Genomic DNA, 22,059 nt, shown 5'->3' with positions numbered 1-22,059 from the left:
CCCCTCCTTTCAACTTCATTATAATATATTGTTCCGCCAATAGTAGTTATTACGCAGTAAAAGGTTCTACGTTTCAACACCATGAAAAAACACCCCTAAAAAGGGGTGTTTCACGTTTCGATTTATTGCAGAAATTGTTGAACCACCTGGTTCACGATTTTTCCGTCTGAGCGGCCTTTGACTTTCGGCATCAGCGCGCTCATCACTTTCCCCATGTCGGCTTTCGAAGAAGCACCGGTTTCCTGGATGGTCTGCTGTACAATAACTTTTATTTCTTCTTCGGAAAGCTGTTCGGGAAGGTACTGACCGATAATTTCAATTTCCGCTTCGACAGTTGTCGCAAGATCGTCACGACCTGCTTTTTTAAATTCTTGGAGGGCATCTTTGCGCTGTTTAATTTCACGACTGAGGATATCAAGCACTTCGTTGTCATCCAAAGTTCTTTTCAAATCTATTTCAAGATTCTTGATCGTTGAACGAACCATTCGAATAGTGGAGAGCTTGAACTTGTCTTTGCTCTTCATCGCTTGTATCATATCTTCGTTCAATCGTTCGCTAAGATTCATGATCGTTCAGTTCCTCCTAAAACTTTCTCTTACGAGCAGCCTCGGACTTTTTCTTGCGCTTTACGCTTGGCTTCTCATAATGCTTGCGTTTCTTCACCTCAGCCAATACACCATCCTTAGCGATGGAGCGCTTAAAGCGGCGAAGTGCAGCATCAATAGACTCGTTTTTGCGAACTTTAGTTTCAGACACCAGTTTTCCCTCCCTCCGACCAGACCGTCCAAGAGCAATAACACGGTTCATCAAACTTAATTATAGGTGAAAGAGAAATAGGGTGTCAACCTTGATGCCTATTTTTTCAGAAAGCATCTTGAAATCCCGCAAACCGATTTACGAATGCGAGTCCGAAATCCCTGTCAGAGCCCCCAGTTTGGCCCCGCCAAGCAGATGGTAGTGAATATGGTGCACAGCTTGGCCGCTGTCCGGTCCGCAGTTGTTGATCAGGCGGTAACCGGTATCCGCGACGCCCAGTTCCTTCGCAACCTGCTGAGCAACCTGATGCATCTCGGCAATAAGCGGAAGATCCTGCTCCTCCACATCGTTCATGGAAGCGATATGCTTCTTGGGAATAATTAGCACATGCACCGGTGCCGCCGGCTGAATATCCTTGAACACCAAAATTCTTTCATTTTCAAAAACCTTTTGCGAAGGAATGCTTCCTTCGATAATTTTGCAAAAGAGACAGTCCATGATTTGTCGCCTCCGATATGTAATATTTTTTTTGGATGATTTCATCATACCGGATTTCGGGGCGGCACGTCCAATGTTCGGGCAAAAAATAACCCCCGAAGTGGAGCCTGTGCTTCGATGCTTATTCCAAATATTTTGCGGGGCCCAAAAAAAATTATAAATTCTATAAGAAAAACGTCTATCGACGTACTTTCTAGGAAGACAGACCGCATTTAGCGGATGTTTTTCTTGCGATTATAGAATTGTTCAGCGTAGCAAGAAAATTTATAAATTCTATAATCTTAAAAAAAAGAGCTTCCCGGCAGGAAAGCCCTTTACCTCGATATTGGACGAAACGGCGAATCCAGCCAGATCCGATTAAAAAAACGGAAGCAGCGAAAGCGCGGTCAGGCCAGCCAGCGGCAAAACCAGCCGGTTAAAGCGGCGTCCGTACGGGTAACCAAAAAACGGGTAACCGAATCCGTAATAAGGAAAAAACGCCCGCGAATCAGGTGCCGGGAATCGGAAACAAGGATCCCAGCCGCCGTAATGATATGGACTCACATGGCCATGATGATGGTGCGGTATGTTTTCATGGCCGACCGGCACTGCAAGATATACATTCTCCTCATCGACATGTTCAATAAATCCATCATGAGAACTTCCATCCACCATCGTAACTCTCACATAGCGATAAATATGTTTTTTACATACTTCTTTGGCCCCAATCTTTTCCACTGTATTGATCCTCCCCAGTTAGCAATTTACAGGATCATCATATTCAAAACTGGGCAAAAGGCTACTCGATTCAGAGAAAAACGTTGATGCAGCTGCATTCCTATTATAGGCCTTGCAATTGGCGGATGGACATGCGGCATTGTATCCATAATGTTGTATGGCCGCCATAGCGGTATGCAGTCAAAAAAAAAGAAGCACCCGCTAAAGCTGGATGCCAGCTTTGCTTCGCACGGACGTATGTTAAGGAATAACGATCCCTGCCATACGTCCGCCGGGGTGCTTCATAAACAAGATGTCGGCTTGACTGTATTATAACAGCTGCTTGCAGCTGTAACTGTGAAAAACATCACTACATTTGTTCCGTCATAATTTTCGAGCCCCCGCCCGCCTGTTCGGCCGGTATGACAATAAGCTTGCGCGGCAACCGCGCCCTGAGTTCAGGCACGTGGCTGATGACGCCAACCGAAAGATGGTCGTTATGAAGCCGCTCCAGGGATGTGATGACCGTCTCCAGCAGCTCTGGATCAAGCGTTCCGAAACCCTCGTCCAGGAAAAAGAACTGGAGAGGATATTGTCCGCGGAGCTGAATCTGTGCGGACAGCGCCAAGGCCAAAGACAGGGACGTAAGGAAGGTCTCCCCTCCGGACAGCGTCGAAACCGGTCTGCGCACCCCGCCGTTCGCATCATCGCGGATCAGAAAGCCGCCCCCGGAGTCCACCTCAAGCGAATAACGCTGCTTGGTGAGGAATCTTAGGCGCTGGGACGCCGATTGGCTGACCTGCATCAGCTGTTCCTCCGCGATATATTCGACAAAAGCATTGCCGCGCAGACAGGACTGCAGCTTGGCAAGCTTCTCCGCTTCCCGCTGCCGCTCAAGCCGCAGCTGCTCGAGCTCCTTCCAACGGACATGGCGTTTCTGGATATCCTCTAGGTCCCGTTCCGCCCGGCCCTTGCGCTGAAGCGCTTCTTCGCCCAGCTGGCGGGCCATCTCAAGCTCGCGGCTCGCATTCACCCACTCTTCTTCGGTTAGCGAACTGCCGATCAACTGCTCGTCTATATGACGGATAGCTGCCACAAGATCCCGTTCCCGGTCCCGGTGCTGCCGGACCTTCAGTCCAAGCTGCTCTGCTTCCTGTGGCGGAATATGAGCCTCTTCCACTTCGGCCATATTGGCAAATGCGGAATCCGCCAGCTGCTGCTCCCAACGTTTGGCTGCAGCTTCATGATGCGCGGCGGCCGACTCCTCGGCTTGACGGGACATGGCATATGCTTTGGCGCTTTCATGCTTGGCCAGCTCAGCGGCCTGTCTGGAGCGTTTCGCTTCGGCTGCCGTCTCTCGCAGCGCTCCCAGCTCCCGCACGCATGCTTCCAACAGCCCTTCGGCTTGCTGGTCGCCTATCCAGGTACGCAGACGCTCCTGTTTCTCTTGCAATAGCTCCCGTTTGCCGCGGAGTTCGGCTTCCAACTGGATCATCCGCTTTTCCGCTTCCAGCAGGTTTTGTTCCAAAGACTGGACGGCATTTTTTTTCTCTTCCAGGAATGGGATGCTCCGGCGCAGGCGATCCTTCACCTCTTCCGCTTCCCGGTCCTGATTCTGCATCTTGGACCAGCGATTCTCCGCTTCTTCGTAAGGAATGTCCCCAAGCTCTTCGGCCCACTGCACCTTCAATTTCGATATTTCTTCGCTCAACTGTTCGAGGTTTGCCTTTAACTGTTGCAGTACAGCTTTGCATGTGTCGGCTTCTGCGGTCTGCTTGAGCGCTTGCTGCCGCAAAACTTCACCTTGGTCATTCAGTTCGGAACGTTCTGTCTTCAAAGCCTTAAGTTCACCCGAAAGGCTGCTTCGGGAAGCTTCCAGCATATGCAGACGCTCCTCCCACGTAACGATCGGGGAACTCTCCGTCCGAGCCGGCTTCCCTTGCCATTCCGCGGCCGCGGCCGCTTGTGCCATTCCCTCCGGCAATTCGGATGCACCTGTCCCATCCAGCAGACCGGAGCATTCCTGAACAAGCTGCCGCTGGGCGTATTTGCCCTCCTGCAGCCGGGCTTTAAGGCCTTGCAGCTGCACGAGCACATCTTCATGCAGCTTAGCTTCAGCCGCATCTGGACGGGCTGGCGCAGGATGGTCAAGAGAGCCGCAGACCGGGCATGGCTGCCCTGGCCCAAGCTCCGCCGCTAGCGCCAGCGACAAGCTGTGCAGCTGCTCCTGCCGGAGTTCCTCCCGCAGCCGCCGCTCATCGGCATCGATGGCCAGAAGCTCGCTTTCCGTCAGCAGCGCCAGCTTCCCAGCCTCCGCGTAACAGCCGCCGGCCCGGATGGCAAATGCCTGCTCCCGTTCCTGCATTTGCAGCCGTTCTTTTTCTGTCAGCTCCAGCTTCTCCAGGACTGCCGCCAGCTTCGCTTGCTGCTGCTCAAGTTCCTTGTTTGCTTTGAGCTCGCGTTCTGCAGCGGAACTCAGCATCTGCCGCAGCTGCATTGCCTTCTGGACAAGGCTGCGTTCTTTGGACGTGATTTCCAAGCCGTGCAACTGCTCCTGCAGTTCTGCCTGCTTCTGCGTACCCCTGTTCAAAAGCTCCTGTTCTTTGGCAAGCGACTGCCGCAGCCCTTCCACTCCACCGGCTGTTTCCTTTTGCTGATGTTCAAGCTGCTCATAAAGCGCTTTGACGGCATCGCGTTCCCGCTGCAGGACAACCGCCTGCTCAAGCTGCTCCCGACGCTGCAGAAGTTTGGGTTCGCCCGCGGCCAAGGCTTCCTGTGCCGTATCATCTGCGGCACCGGCTTCGGCTGCTGCCTGCTCTGCCCGCTCCGCAGCCATCTTCAGCATTGCCCTGTCCGCTTCTTTCCGCTTCAGTTCCTGCAAACTCTCCCGCCATAAAGCGAGTGCAGGCATTATAGCCGCCGATGCCGCGGACTTTTCAAGCTTCAGCTCAAGCCGCCGCATTTCTTCCTCCGCCGCCTGCAGCCGATCAAGTTCAGCCTGCTTCCGGTTTTTCTCCAGCTGCCGCTCGCGAATCTTGCCCTTTTCTTCAACCTCCCGGGTCAAACGCTGGAGCTTCGTCCGCATAGATTCTGCGTGGACGACCGCTTCGCTAAGCTGCTTTTCCGCAGCCTTGAGCGCTTCCTCCCCTGCTTCCCCCAAACCTTGCTGTTCCGCTTCCACGGCTTTCAGGGCCCCGTCGTTTTCCTTGATCCGGCGGCTGAGCTTCATGCCAAGCTGATCTCCATACCGCTCCAAATGAAACAGCCGCTGCAGCATTTGTCTTCGCTCGCTGCCCTTTAAGGAAAGAAATTCGGCAAATTTCCCTTGGGGCAGAACAACCGCCCGCGTAAAGTCGTCCATTTTCAGGCCGATTTTTTCCTCGACGCAGCGCGTTACCTCAGCAAGTCTGTCGGCGATGATATTTTCGCCTTCGGCGGTGATCTCGATAAATCGGCTGACCGTATTGCTGATGGACAACTCGCCCGTACGCTTGAATCGCCGCTCAACGCGATAACGGTGTTTGCCTTCGGCGGAAGACAATTCGAAGCGGAAAGAAACAAACAGGGCATCCTCCGAATGGTTCATAATCCCCTGTGTGCCGTTTACGGCCCGTTCAACCTTGCCGTACAAGGCGAGCGTCATGGCATCAAGCAAAGTGGATTTGCCGCTGCCGGTCGGCCCGAAAATACCGAACAAGCCCATATCGCATAAATCTTCGAAATCAATCTGCTGCAATTCCCTGTAGCTTTGCAGGCCGGAAAGCTTAAGCGTGATCGGCTTCATACGGCATTCTCCTCCTTCGGCTGCTCGTCTTCTTCCACAAGCTCAAGAAACAGCTGCACCAATTCATCCCCTGGTTCGGCACCGCCGCTCTGGCGCTGGTAAAACCTGCGAAACAGCTCGGAAACCGGAAGCCCGGACCGCTCGTAATGCTCCTGCTCCAGCTCCATCTCCGGATAAATCGGCCGAATATGAACAAAACCGTCTCTGCTTTTGCGCAAACGTTGAATATCGCCGAGAGACATCGATTCGGTAAGAAATACTTCCAGATCTATGTAGGCCAGTGCATCCCTGCCTTCGTCGAGCCAGCGGTATACCTCCTCAAGCCCTCCTTTTGCCTTCCAGCGTACCAGCGGCCTGCCGCAAGCGAGATAAATCTCTTCCATTGCCGGTATCTCTCCCGGAGCAACATCCAGCATCATGACGGACTTCGCCTGGCCTGCCTCTGAAAAGCTGTAGGCAAGCGGGGAGCCGCTGTACCGGATGATGCCGTCCCCTTTAACCGCCTGTGGGCGGTGAAGATGCCCAAGCGCCGTATATTGGGCCCCGATGGATAACGCTGACGGGTCAACCGTATAAGCCCCTCCAACCTGGATCGGACGCTCGGAATCGGATTCCAGGCCGCCCAGAACGTATATATGACTCATCGCCAGATTGACGGTTTTCGGGGAAAATCCTTGTGCCAGCTTGTCCATCAGCATGCCTACGCGGGCGCTGTATGCCCTGCGCAGCTCATCTTCCACCCCTTCCGCGGACAGCAGTTCATTCAGCCTTGATTCGGAAGGATACGGAAGTGCCGCGATCTTGGCTGTCTCCCCGGTCCGGGAGATGCCAACCGATACCGGTTCAGCCACCGGAAGCCCGATGAGCGTAATTCCTTGGCGGGCAACCAGCGGTGATACCGAAGCGACCCGCTCGGGCTGATCATGGTTGCCCGAAATGACTACCAGCGGCCTCCCATTCTCCGTCAGTCTTGCACAAGCTTCATAAAAAAGCTGCTCCGCCGCAGCGGGCGGATTGACGGAGTCATACACGTCTCCCGCCATCAAAATCATATCCGCCTGCTGCTCGTTTGCGATCCGGACGAGTTCGTCCACGAAATCTTCCTGCTCTCTCAGCCTGCTGCGGCCTTCAAGCGTTTTTCCGAAATGCCAATCACCGGTGTGCAATATCCGCATGCCCGCTTTCTCCCCTTTCCATGTGAGGTCTCCGGATGTCCGGCGGCTCTCGCCTATATAAGTCGAACAAATGCTTGAGCGGATGAAGGCAGCCGGGCGAAATGTTCTTTCGATCGCTGTTGCTCCCAGAGATTTTCTATGCTTAAACTCATCCATGGTCAAAATCCGCTCAAAAAACGTATCACAAGCGCACCGCATGTCCCCCATCAAAGAAGTACAGCCATTTCTCGCTGACTTCTTCATGCAAAATATCTTTAAGCGCCTTGGCATACAAATTAAGCTGAAATCTGTACTGTTCGGCAAGAGCGTTGATGCCGCCCCTGTGCTCCAGAACTCGGTCCGTTTTATAATCCACGAGCACAAGTTTGCCTTCCTGGCGGAATAGGCAATCGACAACGCCTTGAATCAGCACCGTTTCCCCGCTTAATGCGGAAATCTCAAACAAATCGGCATTGCCTTGCATAACAAGGTCCTGCGCAAACAGTCCCTTATGCGCCTCCTCTGCCGTCAAACCGTAGCTGAACGGCATTTCACGGGCCGACCACTCCGCCGCCAGCAGCCTTGCTCCCACCTCCGAGGCAAAAAACATGCTGACTTCTTCCGGGCGGATGATCGCTGCCTGGTCGCCCCGCAGCAGCTCGCGTTCCACCAGCCGGCTGACTGTTTCTTCTACGACTGCGGCATCGACCACGCCTTGTCCCAGCGGGATGTGCTGCATAAGCGTATGGTACACCGTGCCGCGCTCCGTAGGCGTGAGCGCATCCCGTTCCATAAATTTCGGACGCCGGAGCTGAAGCGTATAGGCCGAAACATCCGTGCTTTCCGTCAATTCCCTGTGGAGCTGTTTGTCCTCGAGCCAATTCAAGGATGGCTGCTCCTGAAGCGCCAGCAGCTTTTTCATTTCCGATACGGATGTTTTGGCCGCCAGCTTCGTAACCATCCCATACGGATACGTCCAGGACAGACGCGATCCGACGGCAGCCTCGCCCGGGCAGTTCACTCCTTCCTCCACATCCACGTGCCGGCGCTGCAGCAAAGCATGCAGCCGCTGTTTCCGTTCTGGCGTCGATTCATCTTCCTCTTCCCAGCCGCCGAGTACCGCAAGCGAAAGCTCGTCCACCGTCAGCACCGACACTTTCCAGGCGGAAGGATCGGACGATAAGACCGGCGAAACGGCGGTGCCAAGTCCCTGCGTTTCCCGCACATGAGCGGCTCCCGGGTGGCGGATGAGTGCCGGACCGACCCAATCCATGTAGCTGCGTCCTTTGGCGAGCAAATAATCCGGCAGCATGTATTCGGGCCGCTCCAGCACTTGTGCCCAGGCCGATACCTTTTTGCCCAGATCCTTGACCGTACCGATCAGAATCAGTTTTTCTTTAGGGCGCGTCAAGCCGACATACAGCACCCTCATCTCCTCGGCCAGCAGCTCCAGCTGCGATCTGCGGCGGATCGCAAGGTTTGGAAGCGTAGGGAAGCTTACCCGCTTCTCCTCGTCCACGAACTTGGGTCCGAAACCCAGCTCTTTATGCATAAGAAAAGAAGCGTTTAAATCTTGCTGATTAAAGGTTTTGGACATGCCTGCAAGGAAAACAACCGGGAACTCAAGGCCCTTGCTCTTATGAATCGTCATAATCCGGACCGCATGATCCTTGTGATCGGTCCCGCTGCCGCCGCCAAGATCGCCGCCGCGGTCGCGAAGCCGGGACACGAAGGTCAGAAAACGGAACAATCCCCTTGATGAGGTCGTCTGTTCAAACTGGACGGCACGGTCATGCAAAGCCTTCAGGTTGTTTTGGCGTTCGATGCCCCCCGGCAACCCGCCGACCCAATCCAAATATCCCGTTTCCCGGTAAACCCGCCAGATCAGATCGCCCAGATTTTCTTGCCGGGACGCATTGCGCCAGCTTTCCAGCTGCATGATGAAATTATGAATTTTATGTCTTAGTCTTGGCGAAATGCCTTGGTCGATGTCAAGGATAGGAATATGCGCCAAATCGCTGGTGCCGCCATGAATCTCTCCGGCCAAAGCAGCCGCGGCCTCCGACCGCCCTCTGAAGAGCTCCTGCGCTGCCGCATCGTCAACCGCCTCCGTCCCGATCCGTACCGACGCAACCAGCGCATCGTAAAAGGAACCGCTCTGGGCCAGTCGAATCTGCGCCAATTCCTCTTCAGTCAATCCGACAATGGGTGAACGAAGTACGCCTGCAAGCGGAATATCCTGCAGCGGATTATCGATGATTTGCAGGAGGGACAGCATTACTTCCACTTCCGTCGCCTGAAAGTAACCGCGGCTTTGCTCGCCGTCGCAAGGGATGCCAAGCTGCTTGAGCTCCTCCATGATCAGGGGTCCCCAAAGATAAGCCGAACGGAGCAAAATGACCATATCCCCGTATTGCACCGGCCTCATTTCCTTCAGCCCCTTATCGTAAACGAGCAAAGGTTTGGCAGCCGTATCGCCCATCATGTTCCGGATCTTTTGGGCAATGGCCCGCGCTTCGAGCTGCGCCGTCTCCATCTCCAGCATTTCGCTTTCCTGTACGAAACCTTCGCCGTTCCCCTCCTGAGTCTCTTCTACCGCAGGGCCGCTTCCGGCCCGGTCGATCAAAAGAAGCTCAGGCGCATAAGGGTTCGAGCCGTCTCCCTGCGTATCCTGCTCCGCACCAGGGAAAGATGCGCCATATACCAGCTCGGCCCGTTCATCGTAGCCGATCTCGGCTACCGTTTCGTTCATGATCTGGCGGAAAATCACATTGACCGCATTCACCACTTCCATCCGGCTGCGGAAATTCCGCGCCAGATCAATGCGGATGCCGGTGCCGCCACTGCTTCCGTATCTGCGGTATTTATCCAGGAATAGTCCTGGTTCAGCCAGCCGGAACCTGTATATGCTTTGCTTGACGTCGCCAACCATAAAACGGTTGCCGGGCAGCTCCCTGGAGATCAGGTTGACGATCGTCTCCTGAACGCTGTTGGTGTCCTGGTATTCGTCAAGCAATACTTCATCGAATTGCTCGCGGTATTCCACAGCCGCGTCTGAAGGCATCGGATGCTCAGGCGTCGAATCGCGATGAAGCAGAATCCGCAGGCAGTAATGCTCCAAATCATTGAAATCGACCGCTCCCCGCTGCCGTTTTTCCGATTCATAACGCTCACCGAACTGAATGACAAGCTCAGCCAATTCCCTCATTAGCGGGGCCGCCTCATTCAATTCCGCCAAAAAAGCTTCCGCAGGACGGCCAAACAGCGCGCCGCGCAGGTCGTTTACCGTCTTTTTGACCGCCTCGCGCAGCTCCTTGACGCGTTCCTGCAGCTGCGGATCCGTTTCTTCCTTGCGTACGCTTTTCAGCTTACCGAAAGAAGTACCCTGAAAAACATCATACAGTTCCTCCCAAGCACAGTTCTCCATCGCTGCCTGCAAAGCGCAGATCATCTCGAGGTCGGCATTCAGGTTATCCGCATATGCGCCGGGACCTCCCGGTACCATCGCAAGTCCGTGCGCTTGTCGAAGGAGCCCTTCCGCGCCTGCCAAAGCCAGGCGGGCATCCTGCAGAATGCTCTGCACCCAGGCGGTTTGTCCCAGAGTCGCCGTATCATTGACTTCAAAGGCTTCCGCCATGCTTCTCAACCACCGATCAGGCCAAGCATGACTGCGCGAAAAATCATACAGCTTTTGAACGAGAAGATGCATCGCGTCGTCGCTGCGTTCTCCGCTGAACCAATCCACCAACCTTATAAAATCACTGTCTTCGTTTTCCGCACCGTATTTTTCTTCAAACAGTTCGTCCATGATTTCCTGGCGCAAAAGCTCGGCTTCATTTTCATTGATAATGCGGAAGTTAGGGTCAAGGGGGATCATCTGATAATAACGCCGGATGACCTCTAGGCAAAACGAATGCAGCGTGGTGATGGATGCCCGGCCAAGCAGCGCCAGCTGACGGCGCAAGTGCACATTGTCGGGATCCAACTCAAGCTGCTGATCCAGGGCCTGGCGGATGCGGTCCCGCATTTCCGCCGCGGCTGCTTTGGTGAAGGTGGCCACAAGCAGACGATCCACGCTGAATCCCTGCCCGTTGTCCATGATTTTCCGGATAATCCGTTCCACAAGCACTGCAGTTTTGCCCGATCCGGCAGCAGCGGCCACAAGAATGTCATCACCGGTTTCCGCAATCGCCCGCCACTGGTCGTCACTCCACTGGCTGCCTTCAGGTTTAGGTAACAGGCTCAAGATTGTTCTCCTCCTTTTCGTTCGGACAGCAATTTCCACATCTGCGATTTATCCGGTTTGCCCAGCAATTGGTAATGGTTCCCTTCAACCGCTTCGTCAAACTGGCAGACGGGTTTGAACGGGCAGAACGTACAGGCTGTCTCCTGTTGAATACGATACGGCTGGATATTGACATCGCCTTCCGTGATCCTCGTGCCGATGGTTTCGATACTGTGCCGGACGGAGCTAAGCAAATCCTCCCACTGCTCGGGGCTCGCAACCGATGCGCTGCTGTAGAAGCTTCCATCCGCTTTGACTGCAACCGGCAAAATAGACGAGTAACCCTTATCCAAAGAGGTATCCATTAATGACACGACATCACGGTCGGCCATCAGCAACCCTTTCATTTTGAAACGCTTGAGCAGTTCCTCCGCCGCCTGCTCCATCGTCATGCCGTTGGCGGACTGCAAAATAGGATCATGAACATGGAAATAAAGCGTGCCGGCAGGCAGCGCCTTGCTGCCCAGCCAATCTTCCGCATAAGTAAGCAAAACGTCGAGATAGGTGAGCATCTGCAGGGCAAGCCCGTAATAAACCTCATGCAGTCTAAGGTCCTTCTGTCCTGATTTATAGTCGATCACGCGCAGCAGCAATCCGTCTTCCCCTTGCGCCATATCGACGCGGTCAATCCGGCCGACAACCTCCATGACCGATCCGTTGTCGAGCTCGAACGTAAGCGGCGGCAGCGGTTTTCCAGGGCCGAAGTCGAGCTCCAAGCCAACCGGTTCGAAGTTGCCGCGCCGCGCATGCTCTCCCAGGATGATCGATGCCCTGCCCACAATATTTTTCAGCTTGCGCGAAATGTAACCGTATCTTTTCGAACTGAGCAAAATTTCGCCTTGAAGCATCGGGGCCAGCCGTTCCACCGTCATCTCCGCTTCCCTCCGGCATTCCTCAACCGTAAGACTGCCCCAGCTGCGCTGCTGCTCCTTCAGCTTGGCAGCCATCGCACTCAAAGCCGCATGGAAAAGCTGCCCGATGTCAGGCGCCTGCAAGCGGTACAGCTGCCGTTCTTTCAGCTTCAAGCCATAGGATGCAAAATGCGAAAACGGACATGCCGCAAACCTTTCCATCCGCGATACGCTGGTGCGGACCTTGCTGCCGTAGAGCTTGCGGCTGGTGCCTGCCGTAAGCGTCCGCGTCTCGTTCCGGTAAAAGAGGGAGCGCAGCAGCATATCCAGAGGCCCGCGCCAGGTCGGATCCTGAAGATACCAGTTGTACACGTTCCACCATAGTTCAGGCATCTTGGCGCCCTGCTTCCATCTTTGCAGCTGGACAATCAGATGGCTTAACGTTTGGCGCGGATGCTCGATATAGGCTTCATGCTCAAAGGCCGGCTGATCCGCTCCCGGCTGTGTCAACAGCTGCTTGATCTTAAGTCCCTTGAACATTTTGGTCAAATGCCGCACCACTTCCGAGGGCAGAAGCTCCTTCCCTTCGTCATCGGCTGCGGGATAACTGATCCACACATGACTGCTTGCGGACGTAAGAGCGTTGTAGATCAGGAACCTTTCGTCCAGCAGCTTGCGCGATATGCCTGGCGCCAATTCCAGGCCGGTATCGGCGAGCATGGAGCGTTCCTGCTCGGTTATAATCCCGTCCTCCTGGTATACCGCCGGAATCACGCCGTCATTTACCCCAAGCAAAAAAACATATTTGATGCCGCTCGTACGGGTGCGGTCCATCGTTCCGACCAGCACCTGATCCAGCGCGGGAGGCACCAATCCGAGCTTCAGCTCTCTAAGCCCTGTTTCCAAAATGCCGGCAAACAGGTCGAACGCCATCTTTTCCTCACCCATCATCTCGACAATCTGGTCCAGCAAATCAAGCACTTCTCCCCACAGCTGCCGATGTTCCCTCGCAGACTCCGGTCGGCCGTTTTGCAGCGCCTCCCGGCTGCGCGCATCAAGTTTCCGCGGAATATCGGCATCCTCAAGTAAACTATATACCGCCGCGCTCATTTCCCGGGCCGTCTTGGCGCGCCGGATTCTTTTATCAAAAGCGGACAGCGGCGAAGCCACCGCGCTCCGGCAGCGCTCCATCAGCTCCAGCATTTCCTCGGCCGTTTTCTGTTCCGTGGTTCCGCCCTCTTCAAGCGACAAGCTTGGCATCCCTTTCCACGGGCGTCCATCCGTCCAACGGTAACCCTGTATGCCGCAAGCAAGCGCGTAGTTTTCGAGCCGGTCCATATCCTCTCGCGTCAGCGATCCGTCCAGCGGAAGCAGCAGCTCGCTTTTTACGCACCGAAATACATCTTCGTGCCGCCAGAAACGCCGAACCACGTCCAGCGCGGCGCGTATGAATTCAACTAGCGGATGATGCAGCTCGCTTCTTTTCTGATCCAGGAACAGCGGAACGCCATAATCTTGAAACAAAGGCAGGACAAAATGCTCGTAATCCCCAAGATTCCGGACAAACACAGCCATTTCCCGATAGCGCACACCTTCTTCGCGGGCGAGCCTGAGCATCTCACGCAGCGCGCCTTCAACTTCCGCACGGCGCCCCGCGGCTTGATAAATGGAAATCCCTTCAATCCCTTCGGCGCCTTCACCCATAGCACCCTGATAACGCAGCCTGCGGTCATACCCCCGTTCCAGATGGGCCAGCACCGGGCTATCCTGAAAACGGGGAAGAACTGGCGGTGCAAGAACCGAATGTCCGATCTCCAGTCCAAGGTCCTCCGCCATTCCTCTAAGCTTAATAAAAGTGGTCGCAGTCGGATGGAACAAATCCAGCTCATGCGGCATGCTCGCCCCGTCATAAAGCCTGTCAAGCGTCAGCGAGACGGTTACCGATCCGGCATGAACCATCAGCTGGCCGACAACCTCAAGCTCCTGCGGGGTAAATCCGTGAAAACCGTCGATCCATATGTCCGCATCCCGCAAATAATCGGAGTCTTTCACCGCGCTTGCCAGCCGGATTAAATGATCCTCCTCATCGATGTACAGCGGGGACATTTCCTGCTCGAAATCCCTGTATATCGTCCATAAATCCTCAAGTTTGCTGCGCAGGATCGGCGTGGCTCCCGGCATATGCGCCATCTGGTCCAACACCTGCTTCACGGCAGAGGAATCGATGCAATAACGCTTCATTTCGGTATATACGTCGCTCAGCCGGCCGACAAACCCGAGCTGATCTCCAGAAGCGCCAAAAAGCTTCAGCTCGTCTTTACGATGCTGAATGATTTTATAGAGCAGCATTTTTTTGCCCTCATCGCTGATCGCAATACGTGCTGCTCCCCCGGTCTCCTGCATAACGCGGTAAGCCAGACGACGGAAGCTCAGCACTTGGGCCCTCACGCTTCCCTTAACTCGTCCAGTCGTGACCAGCCCGTGCTCGGCCTGAAACGAGCCTTGTTCCGGAACCAGCAATATCATCGCCTTTCCTTGCGGCGCCGTCCCCAGCCTGGATGAAATATCTTCGAGAATGGTTGTCGTTTTTCCGCTTCCCGAACGTCCGATCAGAAAATGAACCGGCATTATGCTTCCTCCTTTAATCTATGTATATGAGATTTCACCGAAACTCCGGGGCAATCTCCAATATTTACGGATTTCTGTCGCTCTATGAAATTCAATTTCTGAAATAGAATCAACAAATATATCATTTAGTATATCATAATCGCCGTATAGTAGAACATATGTTTGTTCCGGCACAACTTGTCCCTGCAAACAAAAGACAAAGACCTAAACTATTCTATCACTCATTTATCAAAAGAGCTTAACGGTAATGATTGGTCACATCGTATCCCTGGATATAAAACAGCCGGCGGGATCTGCTTTAGACCCTGCCGGCTGCTGAAAACCGATCTTTTTGGACTCACACTTAAAATGTCCTGCTTCGAACTTCAAAAATCGCGAATTTCAAGTAATGCCCTTCGTCCACGCCCAAAATTTGCGGATGGTCCTTCCCTGCCGCGCGCCATTCGATCAACCGCAAAATTTTGCCGGCGTCGGCCGCCGCTTCCTGAATGGTCGCAAGAAATAGATCCGGGCGCATATGGTACGAACAGCTTGCCGTTACCAGGTATCCGCCTTCATTGACCAGCTTCATGCCATGAAGGTTTATGTCTTTATACCCTCTGCAGGCGCCTTTGACCGCGCTTTTGGTCTTGGCGAATGCCGGCGGATCCAAAATAACCACATCCCAGGTTCTGCCGCCGCCTGCAGTCATTTTCTGCGAGGTGTCCACCTTCTCGGAAACGCTGGCTGCACGCTTTTGTCTTTCCTCCAGTCCCTTGACCTGGGAACGCAAATATTGGAATGCATCGTCCACCACGAACTCCACCCGGTCGCCAAAGCCGTTTAATTCCACGTTTTCGCTCGCGCTGTCGATCGCATGCTGTGAAATATCCAGACAGGTCACTTTTTTAGCCCCATATTTGCAGGCATGCAGCGTAAAACTGCCCGTATGCGAAAAGCATTCCAAGACCGTAGCACCGTCCCAATACGGGAATGTAACGATTTTTCCGCTTTTATTGACCGGACGTTTCACCATCTGCCCGTTTTCTTCGACATCCTGTATGGTGATGCCGCTGCGTCCGCCCCAACCAGTCATCAGCGGCTCGATAGAGGCACGGTTCTCCCGTTGGTCAAAGAAATACCCGGTTTTCTGCCCCTCTTCGATATCCACGCGGATTAGAAGGCCGTTCTCCCGAACTGTTACATACCGAGGACAATCCCCATATACCGCGCCCTTCCTCTGCTCCAACCCTTCAAGCTCGCGGATCGGCACATCGCTTCGTTCATAGATGCCTCTCGGGTTCATTACTTCAACCAGCGCATCTACGATCTCTTTGCGGCGGGCATCCATTCCGAGCGTCAAAAGCTGGATTACCAGTACATCATCGAATCGGTCGACGATCAGCCCAGGCAAAAAATCAGCCTCGCCGTATACAAGCCGGTACGCATTTCCTTCATTCAGGAAGCGTTCCCGATGTTTGAGACAAGCAAGAAAACGTTCGGCGAAAAAGGCCTGGTCCATGTGCCCGATTTCGCGGTAAGAAACGGCACGCACCGTAATTTGCGATGCCGGATTGTAGTACCCCGTCGCCAGATAACGTCCTTGATGGTTTACCACATGAACGAGATCCCCCGGGAGAGGATTGCCTTCCACGGCTTCAATCTCATTTTTATAAATCCAGGGATGTCCCTGTTCCAGCCTTTTTTTTCGGCCTTTTTGAAGAATGACGGTTGCCAACTTGTCCACCCCTACTCCTATATCTGTTTCGTATATTTACATTATGCCAAACTCTTATTTCCAAATAAATAACGCCCTTTGGCCGCCCTTTATCAAAGTCATGCCCGTCCTGTCTGAAACATATAAGTAATACATGGACAAGAACCCTTTAAGAGGTTGTTCAAAAAGTCCACTTTTGATAAGAAAAACATCTATTGACGTACTGTCACAGCAGACAGACCACCTTTAGCTGTAGTTTTTCTTGCGATATCAGGATGCAAATTCCTTTGAAGTTTATACTTTCTGATATCTTAAGAAAACTAATCGAGGTCAGTCCAAGGATGAAAGGGCCGCGATGCAAAGGTAGGTTTTCTTGCGATATAGAATTTCATCAGCTTTGCTGATAACTTATAAATTCTATATCTAACACGAAGTGAATCAGGAGGTGAACTCGGCATCGAATCTTGAATTCAGCCGGGCCATCCGGTGCTCACGTACCTACTACGTACGCTCCGCTCCTTTCGTCCCTAGCTTCATCCAACCTTCTCGGTGCTGAAAATCGGCCTTTTTGAACACACACTTTAAAGGAGAGCCCTCACCATGTTTAATACGATTATTTTTCCCGTTATTTACGGGCTGGTCATCTTCCTGGCAGGCATGAAGATCATGGAAACGGCCCTGGGCAGCTGGGCCGGACCGCTGCTATCGTCCTTTCTTCGGAAAGCGACCTCTTCCCCGCTCAAAGGGATGCTGTTCAGCACAGGTATTACGGCGATACTTCAAAGCAGCACTGCCGTTACGGTCCTGACGATGGGCCTTGTGAATGCCGGCCTGCTTACGTATGAACGGACGCTTGGCATTATTCTGGGGACCAATATCGGGACCTGCATCACAACCGAGCTGATCGGACTGCAAATCGGCCAAATCGCATTGCCTTTGCTGGGCGTCTCCGGCCTGGCCTGGACCTTTGCGGTCATTGCCGACGAATACAAACCGTTTTTCATGCGTGCGTGCGCGCATTTATGGCGGCCCATACAGCTAATATCCCTCGCCATAGCGGGGTTTGCATTAGTTATGCTGGGCATCCGCGTCATGCAAATGATCGGCCCTCCTCTGGAGAATACCGGCCTGTTCGGCTGGTTCATTGCGCAGGCCGCCCATAATGTCTGGTGGGGAATTACCGCCGGAGCGGTATTAACTGCGCTGATGCACAGCAGTGCCGCCGTGATCGGACTGGCGATTGCCCTCGCAGCCTCAGGCACTCTGCCGGTTGGGATCGGCATTGCGATCGTGCTTGGAGCCAATGTGGGAACCTGCGTAACGGCGGTCATTGCCGCTATCGGCAGTACGAAATCCGGCCAATTTGTGGCCTGGACGCATGTTGTGCTCAACCTGGGCGGCGCGCTTCTGTTTATGCCGTTTATCGAACAGCTGCAGTGGTTATCCGCAGCATTGTCCGCAGACGACGGAGCCCAGATTGCCCGCGCCCAGACGCTGTTCAATATCATCTGTTCGGCAGCAGCGCTGCCGCTATGTTATTTGCCGATATGGAGAAAACTCCGTATTGGCAAATGATAACCAGCGAAAAATGATTAAAGTGTATCCCATTAAAGCCCAGGATTTCGGATCATCGCGCCGTTTTCTTGCGGGCTCCATCCGCACAACAAGGACTTCATCTCCTTTTTCTTGCATGGAAATGAAATCCTTGTTAGATCAGCAATATGTTAGAGGTTGTTCAAAAAGTCCGCTTTTGACAGTGCTGAAAGCCGATCTTTTTGAACTCGCACTATTAGACTGCAGCGTCCGCAGTTCCGTCCAGCACCCGAACAAGCTGCCCTTCGCATTCGTTTATACCTGCTTTGGTCAATTTCACGCGGCATAGATGACCTTGAAGATCTTCGGACCCGTTAAAAACAAGCTGCAAATAGTTATCGCTAAAGCCGTGCATTCTCCCTATTCCATGGGTTTCTTTGGAGCCCTCTGGAATGACGTCCAGCACCTGGCCTACGAATTTCTCCGCATAAGAGAGCTGCATTTGCTCGGACAGGGCGATCAATTCGCGTACGCGCTCATGTTTGATCTCCTCGTCGATCTGATCCTCCATCCGAGACGCAGGGGTACCATTCCGTTTGGAATACGGGAACACATGCATTTCGGAGAAATTGATTTCCTTCATGAAGTTGTAGCCATTACGGAACATTTCATCCGTTTCTCCCGGGAAGCCGACAATGACGTCCGTCGTAATGCCGACATCCGGCATGGCCTGACGGATCATCTGCATCTTGTTGTAAAATTCCTCGGTCGTATATTTGCGGCGCATCCGTTTCAGAACGTGGTCGTCTCCCGCCTGCAGCGGAATATGCAGATGACGGCACATTTTGGACGAGCGGTTTAACACTTCCAGCATTTTCTCGTCAATCTGGCTGGCCTCGATGGAGCTGATACGAATCCGCTGCAGCCCGTCCACCTTATCCAAATCCCACAGCAAATCGGATAAACGGTAGTTTTCGAGATCATCGCCGTAACCGCCGGTATGGATCCCAGTCAAGACGATTTCCTTATACCCCGCCTCCACAAGCTGATGCGCTTGGGTAACGATGCTTTTCGGATCACGGCTGCGGGACAATCCGCGCGACCATGGAATGATGCAGAACGTGCAGAAATTGTTGCAGCCGTCCTGAATTTTGAGGAACGCGCGCGTCCGATCGGCAAAATCGGGCACGTCCATTTCCTCAAAAACGCGATTTTTCATAATATTGCGGACCGCATTGATCGGCTCGCGTTTTTCACGAATTTCATTTACGTACGACAGGATTTTGTCGCGGTCCTGGTTTCCGATGACCAAATCCACGCCGGGAATGTCCATAATTTCGGCCGGCGAGGTTTGCGCATAGCAGCCTGTCACCGCGATGATCGCTTCCGGATTGCGGCGAACGGCGCGGCGGATGATCTGCCGGCTTTTTTTGTCCCCGGTGTTGGTCACCGTGCATGTATTGATTAAATAAACATCGGCTGTCTGTTCGAAATCAACCTGCTCGTAACCTTCCTTTTTGAACAGCTGCCAGATGGCTTCAGTATCGTAAAAATTCACTTTGCAACCTAGTGTATAAAATGCAACGGATGGCATTTTCAAACTCCCCCCATTTCTCCGGATTCATATAGTATGCACGCAAGGGCAACCATTCCCGCTGTTTCGCAGCGCAGGATCCGCCTGCCGAGCCCAATGCTCGCAGCTCCCGCTTCCTCTGCCTGCCGGCATTCTTCTTCGCTGAATCCGCCTTCGGGACCTACAAGGAGCAGGATACTCCGCGCTTGGTCCGCCTGTATAGACTGCATAAACGGTTTCAGCGCATCGCGCAGCAGCAGGCCGTTTTCTTTTTCATAACAAAAATAAACGGCGCCGTAGTTTTGAAATGTCGCCAGCAGCTGCTTCCAAGAAAGCGGCTGCGCTACTTGCGGAACCGTGTTCCGATGACTCTGCTCCGCCGCCTCCTTGGCGATTTTATTCCATCGTTCCAGCCGCTTGGATTCTTTTTTGGCGTCGTATTGAACGATCGTACGCTCAGAGATGAAAGGAATAAACGAAACCGCGCCGATTTCGGTGCATTTTTGAATGACGGTTTCCATCTTATCCCCTTTCGGCAAGCTTTGGGCGATCGTTACCTTGACGGCAGGCTCATGCGCCATTTCGAGCCATTCCACGACGGAGGCGGTTACCGTCCCCTGCTCAATGGCCGTTATTTCCACGAGCGCTTCGCGGGAAAGGCCGTCGCTGACAATCATTTTGTCCCCGGTTTTGCCGCGCATGACCTTCGATATATGGCGTGCATCCTCGCCGGAAATTTCTACTGTATGTTCCATAAACTGCTCTGGCGATACAAAATACCGCTGCATTCAGCATCAACATCCTATTTTAAAAAATCACAAACTTCATCATACATCATTTGCCCCGGCTGTGACCAGTACATGTTTGCAAACAATGCCGATTGGGGTTAAAAACCATCTCCAGTATGGCCTACATGAGATGTAAAAAGACATTCATGAAATGATAATAAAGGCCGTAAGCCATCATATAGATCGGTTTAATGGTATGTTCACGCAATACCGGAATAAACAAAATCAGGAGAAAAATAAATACCGACCACTGTTCGAACTGTTGAAGTTTGGCCCGGAACCTGTGCGGAACCAGATCCTCAACGATCCGGTAGCCATCAAGCGGCGGCAATGGGATCAAGTTGAACAGGAACAGGAAAAAGTTCATCATTCCAAATAATTGGAAAAAGATAATGATTGCCTCAACTACCTTCGCATTCGAAATGGAAGTCAAGACCCCGGTGCTGATCAATAACGCGTACACAAACGTTCCAAGCACCGCCATAAAAAAATTGCTTAAAGGCCCGGCGGCGGAAACAACGACGCCCATCAAGCGCGGGCTTTTGAAGTTGTCCCGGTTGACCGGAACAGGTCTTGCCCAGCCAAAGCCGGCAATCAGCAGCAATATGATTCCGAGCAGATCGAAATGAACCGCAGGGTTTAACGTCACCCGGCCCATCAATTTCGCCGTCGGGTCGCCGAATTTATAGGCAAAATAAGCATGCGAAAATTCATGCACCGTAAACGCTATGACGAGCACAATTAAATAAAACGGAAGTTGTTCCAGCGGTACGCTAAGTATTTTGTTCAAAAAATCCATTATGACCTCTTTCTAGCTACAAATGCGATCCAGTCCTCTTCGCGGCATACATCTTCAATGTCAAAACCTGAATCCTCAAGTGCCTGCTGTACGATTTTCTCTTTGTCTTTATAAATACCCGAAGCGATATAAATGCCGCCCGGCTCAAGCGCTTGGTACACATCATCAATAAACAGCAAAATGATCTCGGCCAGAATGTTGGCCACAATGATATTCACCGGCAGCGTAATGCCCAAATCATCTCCGCCCTTGCCATTAAGCAGGCCGAGCAAATCGCTTTCCTTCACGGTGATCTGCTGCTGCATCTTGTTCAAGGCCGTATTTTCACGCGCGCTCGAGACCGCCACCGGGTCCAAATCAAGGGCAAGGACATGTTTTGCGCCTAGCAAAACCGCGCCGATGGACAAGATGCCAGATCCCGTGCCGACATCGATCATTTCTTCTCCGCCCTTGATGACCTTCTCCAATGTGCGCAGGCAAAGAGCCGTCGTCGGATGGGTACCTGTTCCAAAAGCCATGCCGGGATCCAGCTCGATGATTTTTTCCGCCTCATGCGCCGGCGTATATTCTTCCCAGGTCGGCTTAATGGTCAGCCGGTCGGATACGCGCAGCGGTTTGAAATAATCCTTCCAGGCCGTCGCCCAGTCATCCTCGTTTACAGTCTTAAGTTCATAGCGAACATCGCCCGGATCAATCTGGAAATCGCGCAGTTCTTCGACTCTGTGTTTGACTTCCTCCAAAATATCTTCCACCGGAGTCTCCTCCGAAAAATACCCTTTGATTTCGGCTTGCCCTTCAGGTATGTCATTGAGCGGCACTTCAAACCATTGTCCGAAAGAAGTGTCGCGTTTTTTGTTCAATGTACCGGATTCCTCGATGGAGACGCCCCCGGCACCTGCTTCATGCAGGAAATTGGAAATCATCTCCACGGCTTCCTCGGTCGTATGTATTGTCATTTCATGCCATAACATCGTTTTCATCTTCCTCCTCAACATCGTGCATACCTTTTATTGTACTA

At 53.0% G+C, this 22,059-nt stretch carries 14 protein-coding genes; 1 reads left to right on the top strand and 13 read right to left on the bottom strand.

The genetic code is table 11. The features are described from left to right. Window positions 1-122: 122 nt before the first annotated feature. The 9 genes from L6442_RS09900 to L6442_RS09860 form a co-directional block, all read right to left on the bottom strand. Window positions 123-566 (bottom strand): GatB/YqeY domain-containing protein, encoded by a 444-nt coding sequence (locus tag L6442_RS09900; RefSeq protein WP_194230084.1) that lies wholly within the window; start codon window positions 564-566, stop codon window positions 123-125. A 16-nt stretch (window positions 567-582) separates the two neighbouring features. Then, window positions 583-756: a 30S ribosomal protein S21 gene (gene rpsU, locus L6442_RS09895; protein WP_036712328.1), complete on the bottom strand. Its 174-nt coding sequence runs from the start codon at window positions 754-756 to the stop codon at window positions 583-585. Window positions 757-894: 138 nt separating this feature from the next. Next, window positions 895-1,254 carry a histidine triad nucleotide-binding protein gene (locus L6442_RS09890; RefSeq protein WP_194230085.1) on the bottom strand — a complete coding sequence of 120 codons (360 nt, stop codon included), beginning with the start codon at window positions 1,252-1,254 and terminating at the stop codon, window positions 895-897. 357 nt (window positions 1,255-1,611) lie between these two features. Then, on the bottom strand, window positions 1,612-1,971 hold the full coding sequence (locus L6442_RS09885; RefSeq protein ID WP_212978610.1) for a hypothetical protein: 360 nt from the start codon (window positions 1,969-1,971) through the stop codon (window positions 1,612-1,614). A 349-nt stretch (window positions 1,972-2,320) separates the two neighbouring features. Further along, window positions 2,321-5,734 carry an SbcC/MukB-like Walker B domain-containing protein gene (locus L6442_RS09880; RefSeq protein WP_212978611.1) on the bottom strand — a complete coding sequence of 1,138 codons (3,414 nt, stop codon included), beginning with the start codon at window positions 5,732-5,734 and terminating at the stop codon, window positions 2,321-2,323. Then, window positions 5,731-6,909, bottom strand: coding sequence for an exonuclease SbcCD subunit D (locus tag L6442_RS09875; protein WP_194230088.1), 1,179 nt, complete (start codon window positions 6,907-6,909; stop codon window positions 5,731-5,733). The genes L6442_RS09880 and L6442_RS09875 overlap by 4 nt, the downstream gene beginning before the upstream one ends. 181 nt (window positions 6,910-7,090) lie before the next feature. Next, window positions 7,091-11,137 carry a helicase-exonuclease AddAB subunit AddA gene (addA, locus tag L6442_RS09870; protein ID WP_212978689.1) on the bottom strand — a complete coding sequence of 1,349 codons (4,047 nt, stop codon included), beginning with the start codon at window positions 11,135-11,137 and terminating at the stop codon, window positions 7,091-7,093. Continuing rightward, window positions 11,131-14,652 carry a helicase-exonuclease AddAB subunit AddB gene (addB, locus tag L6442_RS09865; protein ID WP_212978612.1) on the bottom strand — a complete coding sequence of 1,174 codons (3,522 nt, stop codon included), beginning with the start codon at window positions 14,650-14,652 and terminating at the stop codon, window positions 11,131-11,133. Before addB ends, addA begins: the two co-directional genes overlap by 7 nt. Window positions 14,653-14,995: 343 nt before the next feature. Beyond that, entirely contained in the window at window positions 14,996-16,369 is a 1,374-nt protein-coding gene (locus L6442_RS09860; protein WP_212978690.1) for a class I SAM-dependent rRNA methyltransferase, read from the bottom strand. Between the two features lie 579 nt (window positions 16,370-16,948). Here L6442_RS09860 and L6442_RS09855 point away from each other — a divergent pair. Then, entirely contained in the window at window positions 16,949-17,923 is a 975-nt protein-coding gene (locus L6442_RS09855; RefSeq protein WP_212978613.1) for a Na/Pi cotransporter family protein, read from the top strand. Between the two features lie 214 nt (window positions 17,924-18,137). Here L6442_RS09855 and mtaB read toward each other — a convergent pair whose 3' ends face one another. The 4 genes from mtaB to prmA form a co-directional block, all read right to left on the bottom strand. Further along, entirely contained in the window at window positions 18,138-19,475 is a 1,338-nt protein-coding gene (mtaB, locus tag L6442_RS09850) for a tRNA (N(6)-L-threonylcarbamoyladenosine(37)-C(2))-methylthiotransferase MtaB (protein WP_212978614.1), read from the bottom strand. Between the two features lie 2 nt (window positions 19,476-19,477). Beyond that, window positions 19,478-20,242: a 16S rRNA (uracil(1498)-N(3))-methyltransferase gene (locus L6442_RS09845; protein ID WP_212978615.1), complete on the bottom strand. Its 765-nt coding sequence runs from the start codon at window positions 20,240-20,242 to the stop codon at window positions 19,478-19,480. Window positions 20,243-20,363: 121 nt separating this feature from the next. Then, window positions 20,364-21,041 (bottom strand): site-2 protease family protein, encoded by a 678-nt coding sequence (locus L6442_RS09840; RefSeq protein WP_194230093.1) that lies wholly within the window; start codon window positions 21,039-21,041, stop codon window positions 20,364-20,366. Beyond that, complete coding sequence (gene prmA, locus L6442_RS09835) at window positions 21,041-22,012, bottom strand: 50S ribosomal protein L11 methyltransferase (RefSeq protein WP_212978691.1); 972 nt, start codon at window positions 22,010-22,012, stop codon at window positions 21,041-21,043. Before prmA ends, L6442_RS09840 begins: the two co-directional genes overlap by 1 nt. Between the last annotated feature and the right edge of the window lie 47 nt (window positions 22,013-22,059).

The sequence above is a fragment of the Paenibacillus azoreducens genome (genome assembly GCF_021654775.1).
In the GTDB taxonomy this organism is placed as follows: domain Bacteria; phylum Bacillota; class Bacilli; order Paenibacillales; family Paenibacillaceae; genus Paenibacillus_AQ; species Paenibacillus_AQ azoreducens.
This window is presented reverse-complemented; position numbering and strand designations above follow the sequence as displayed.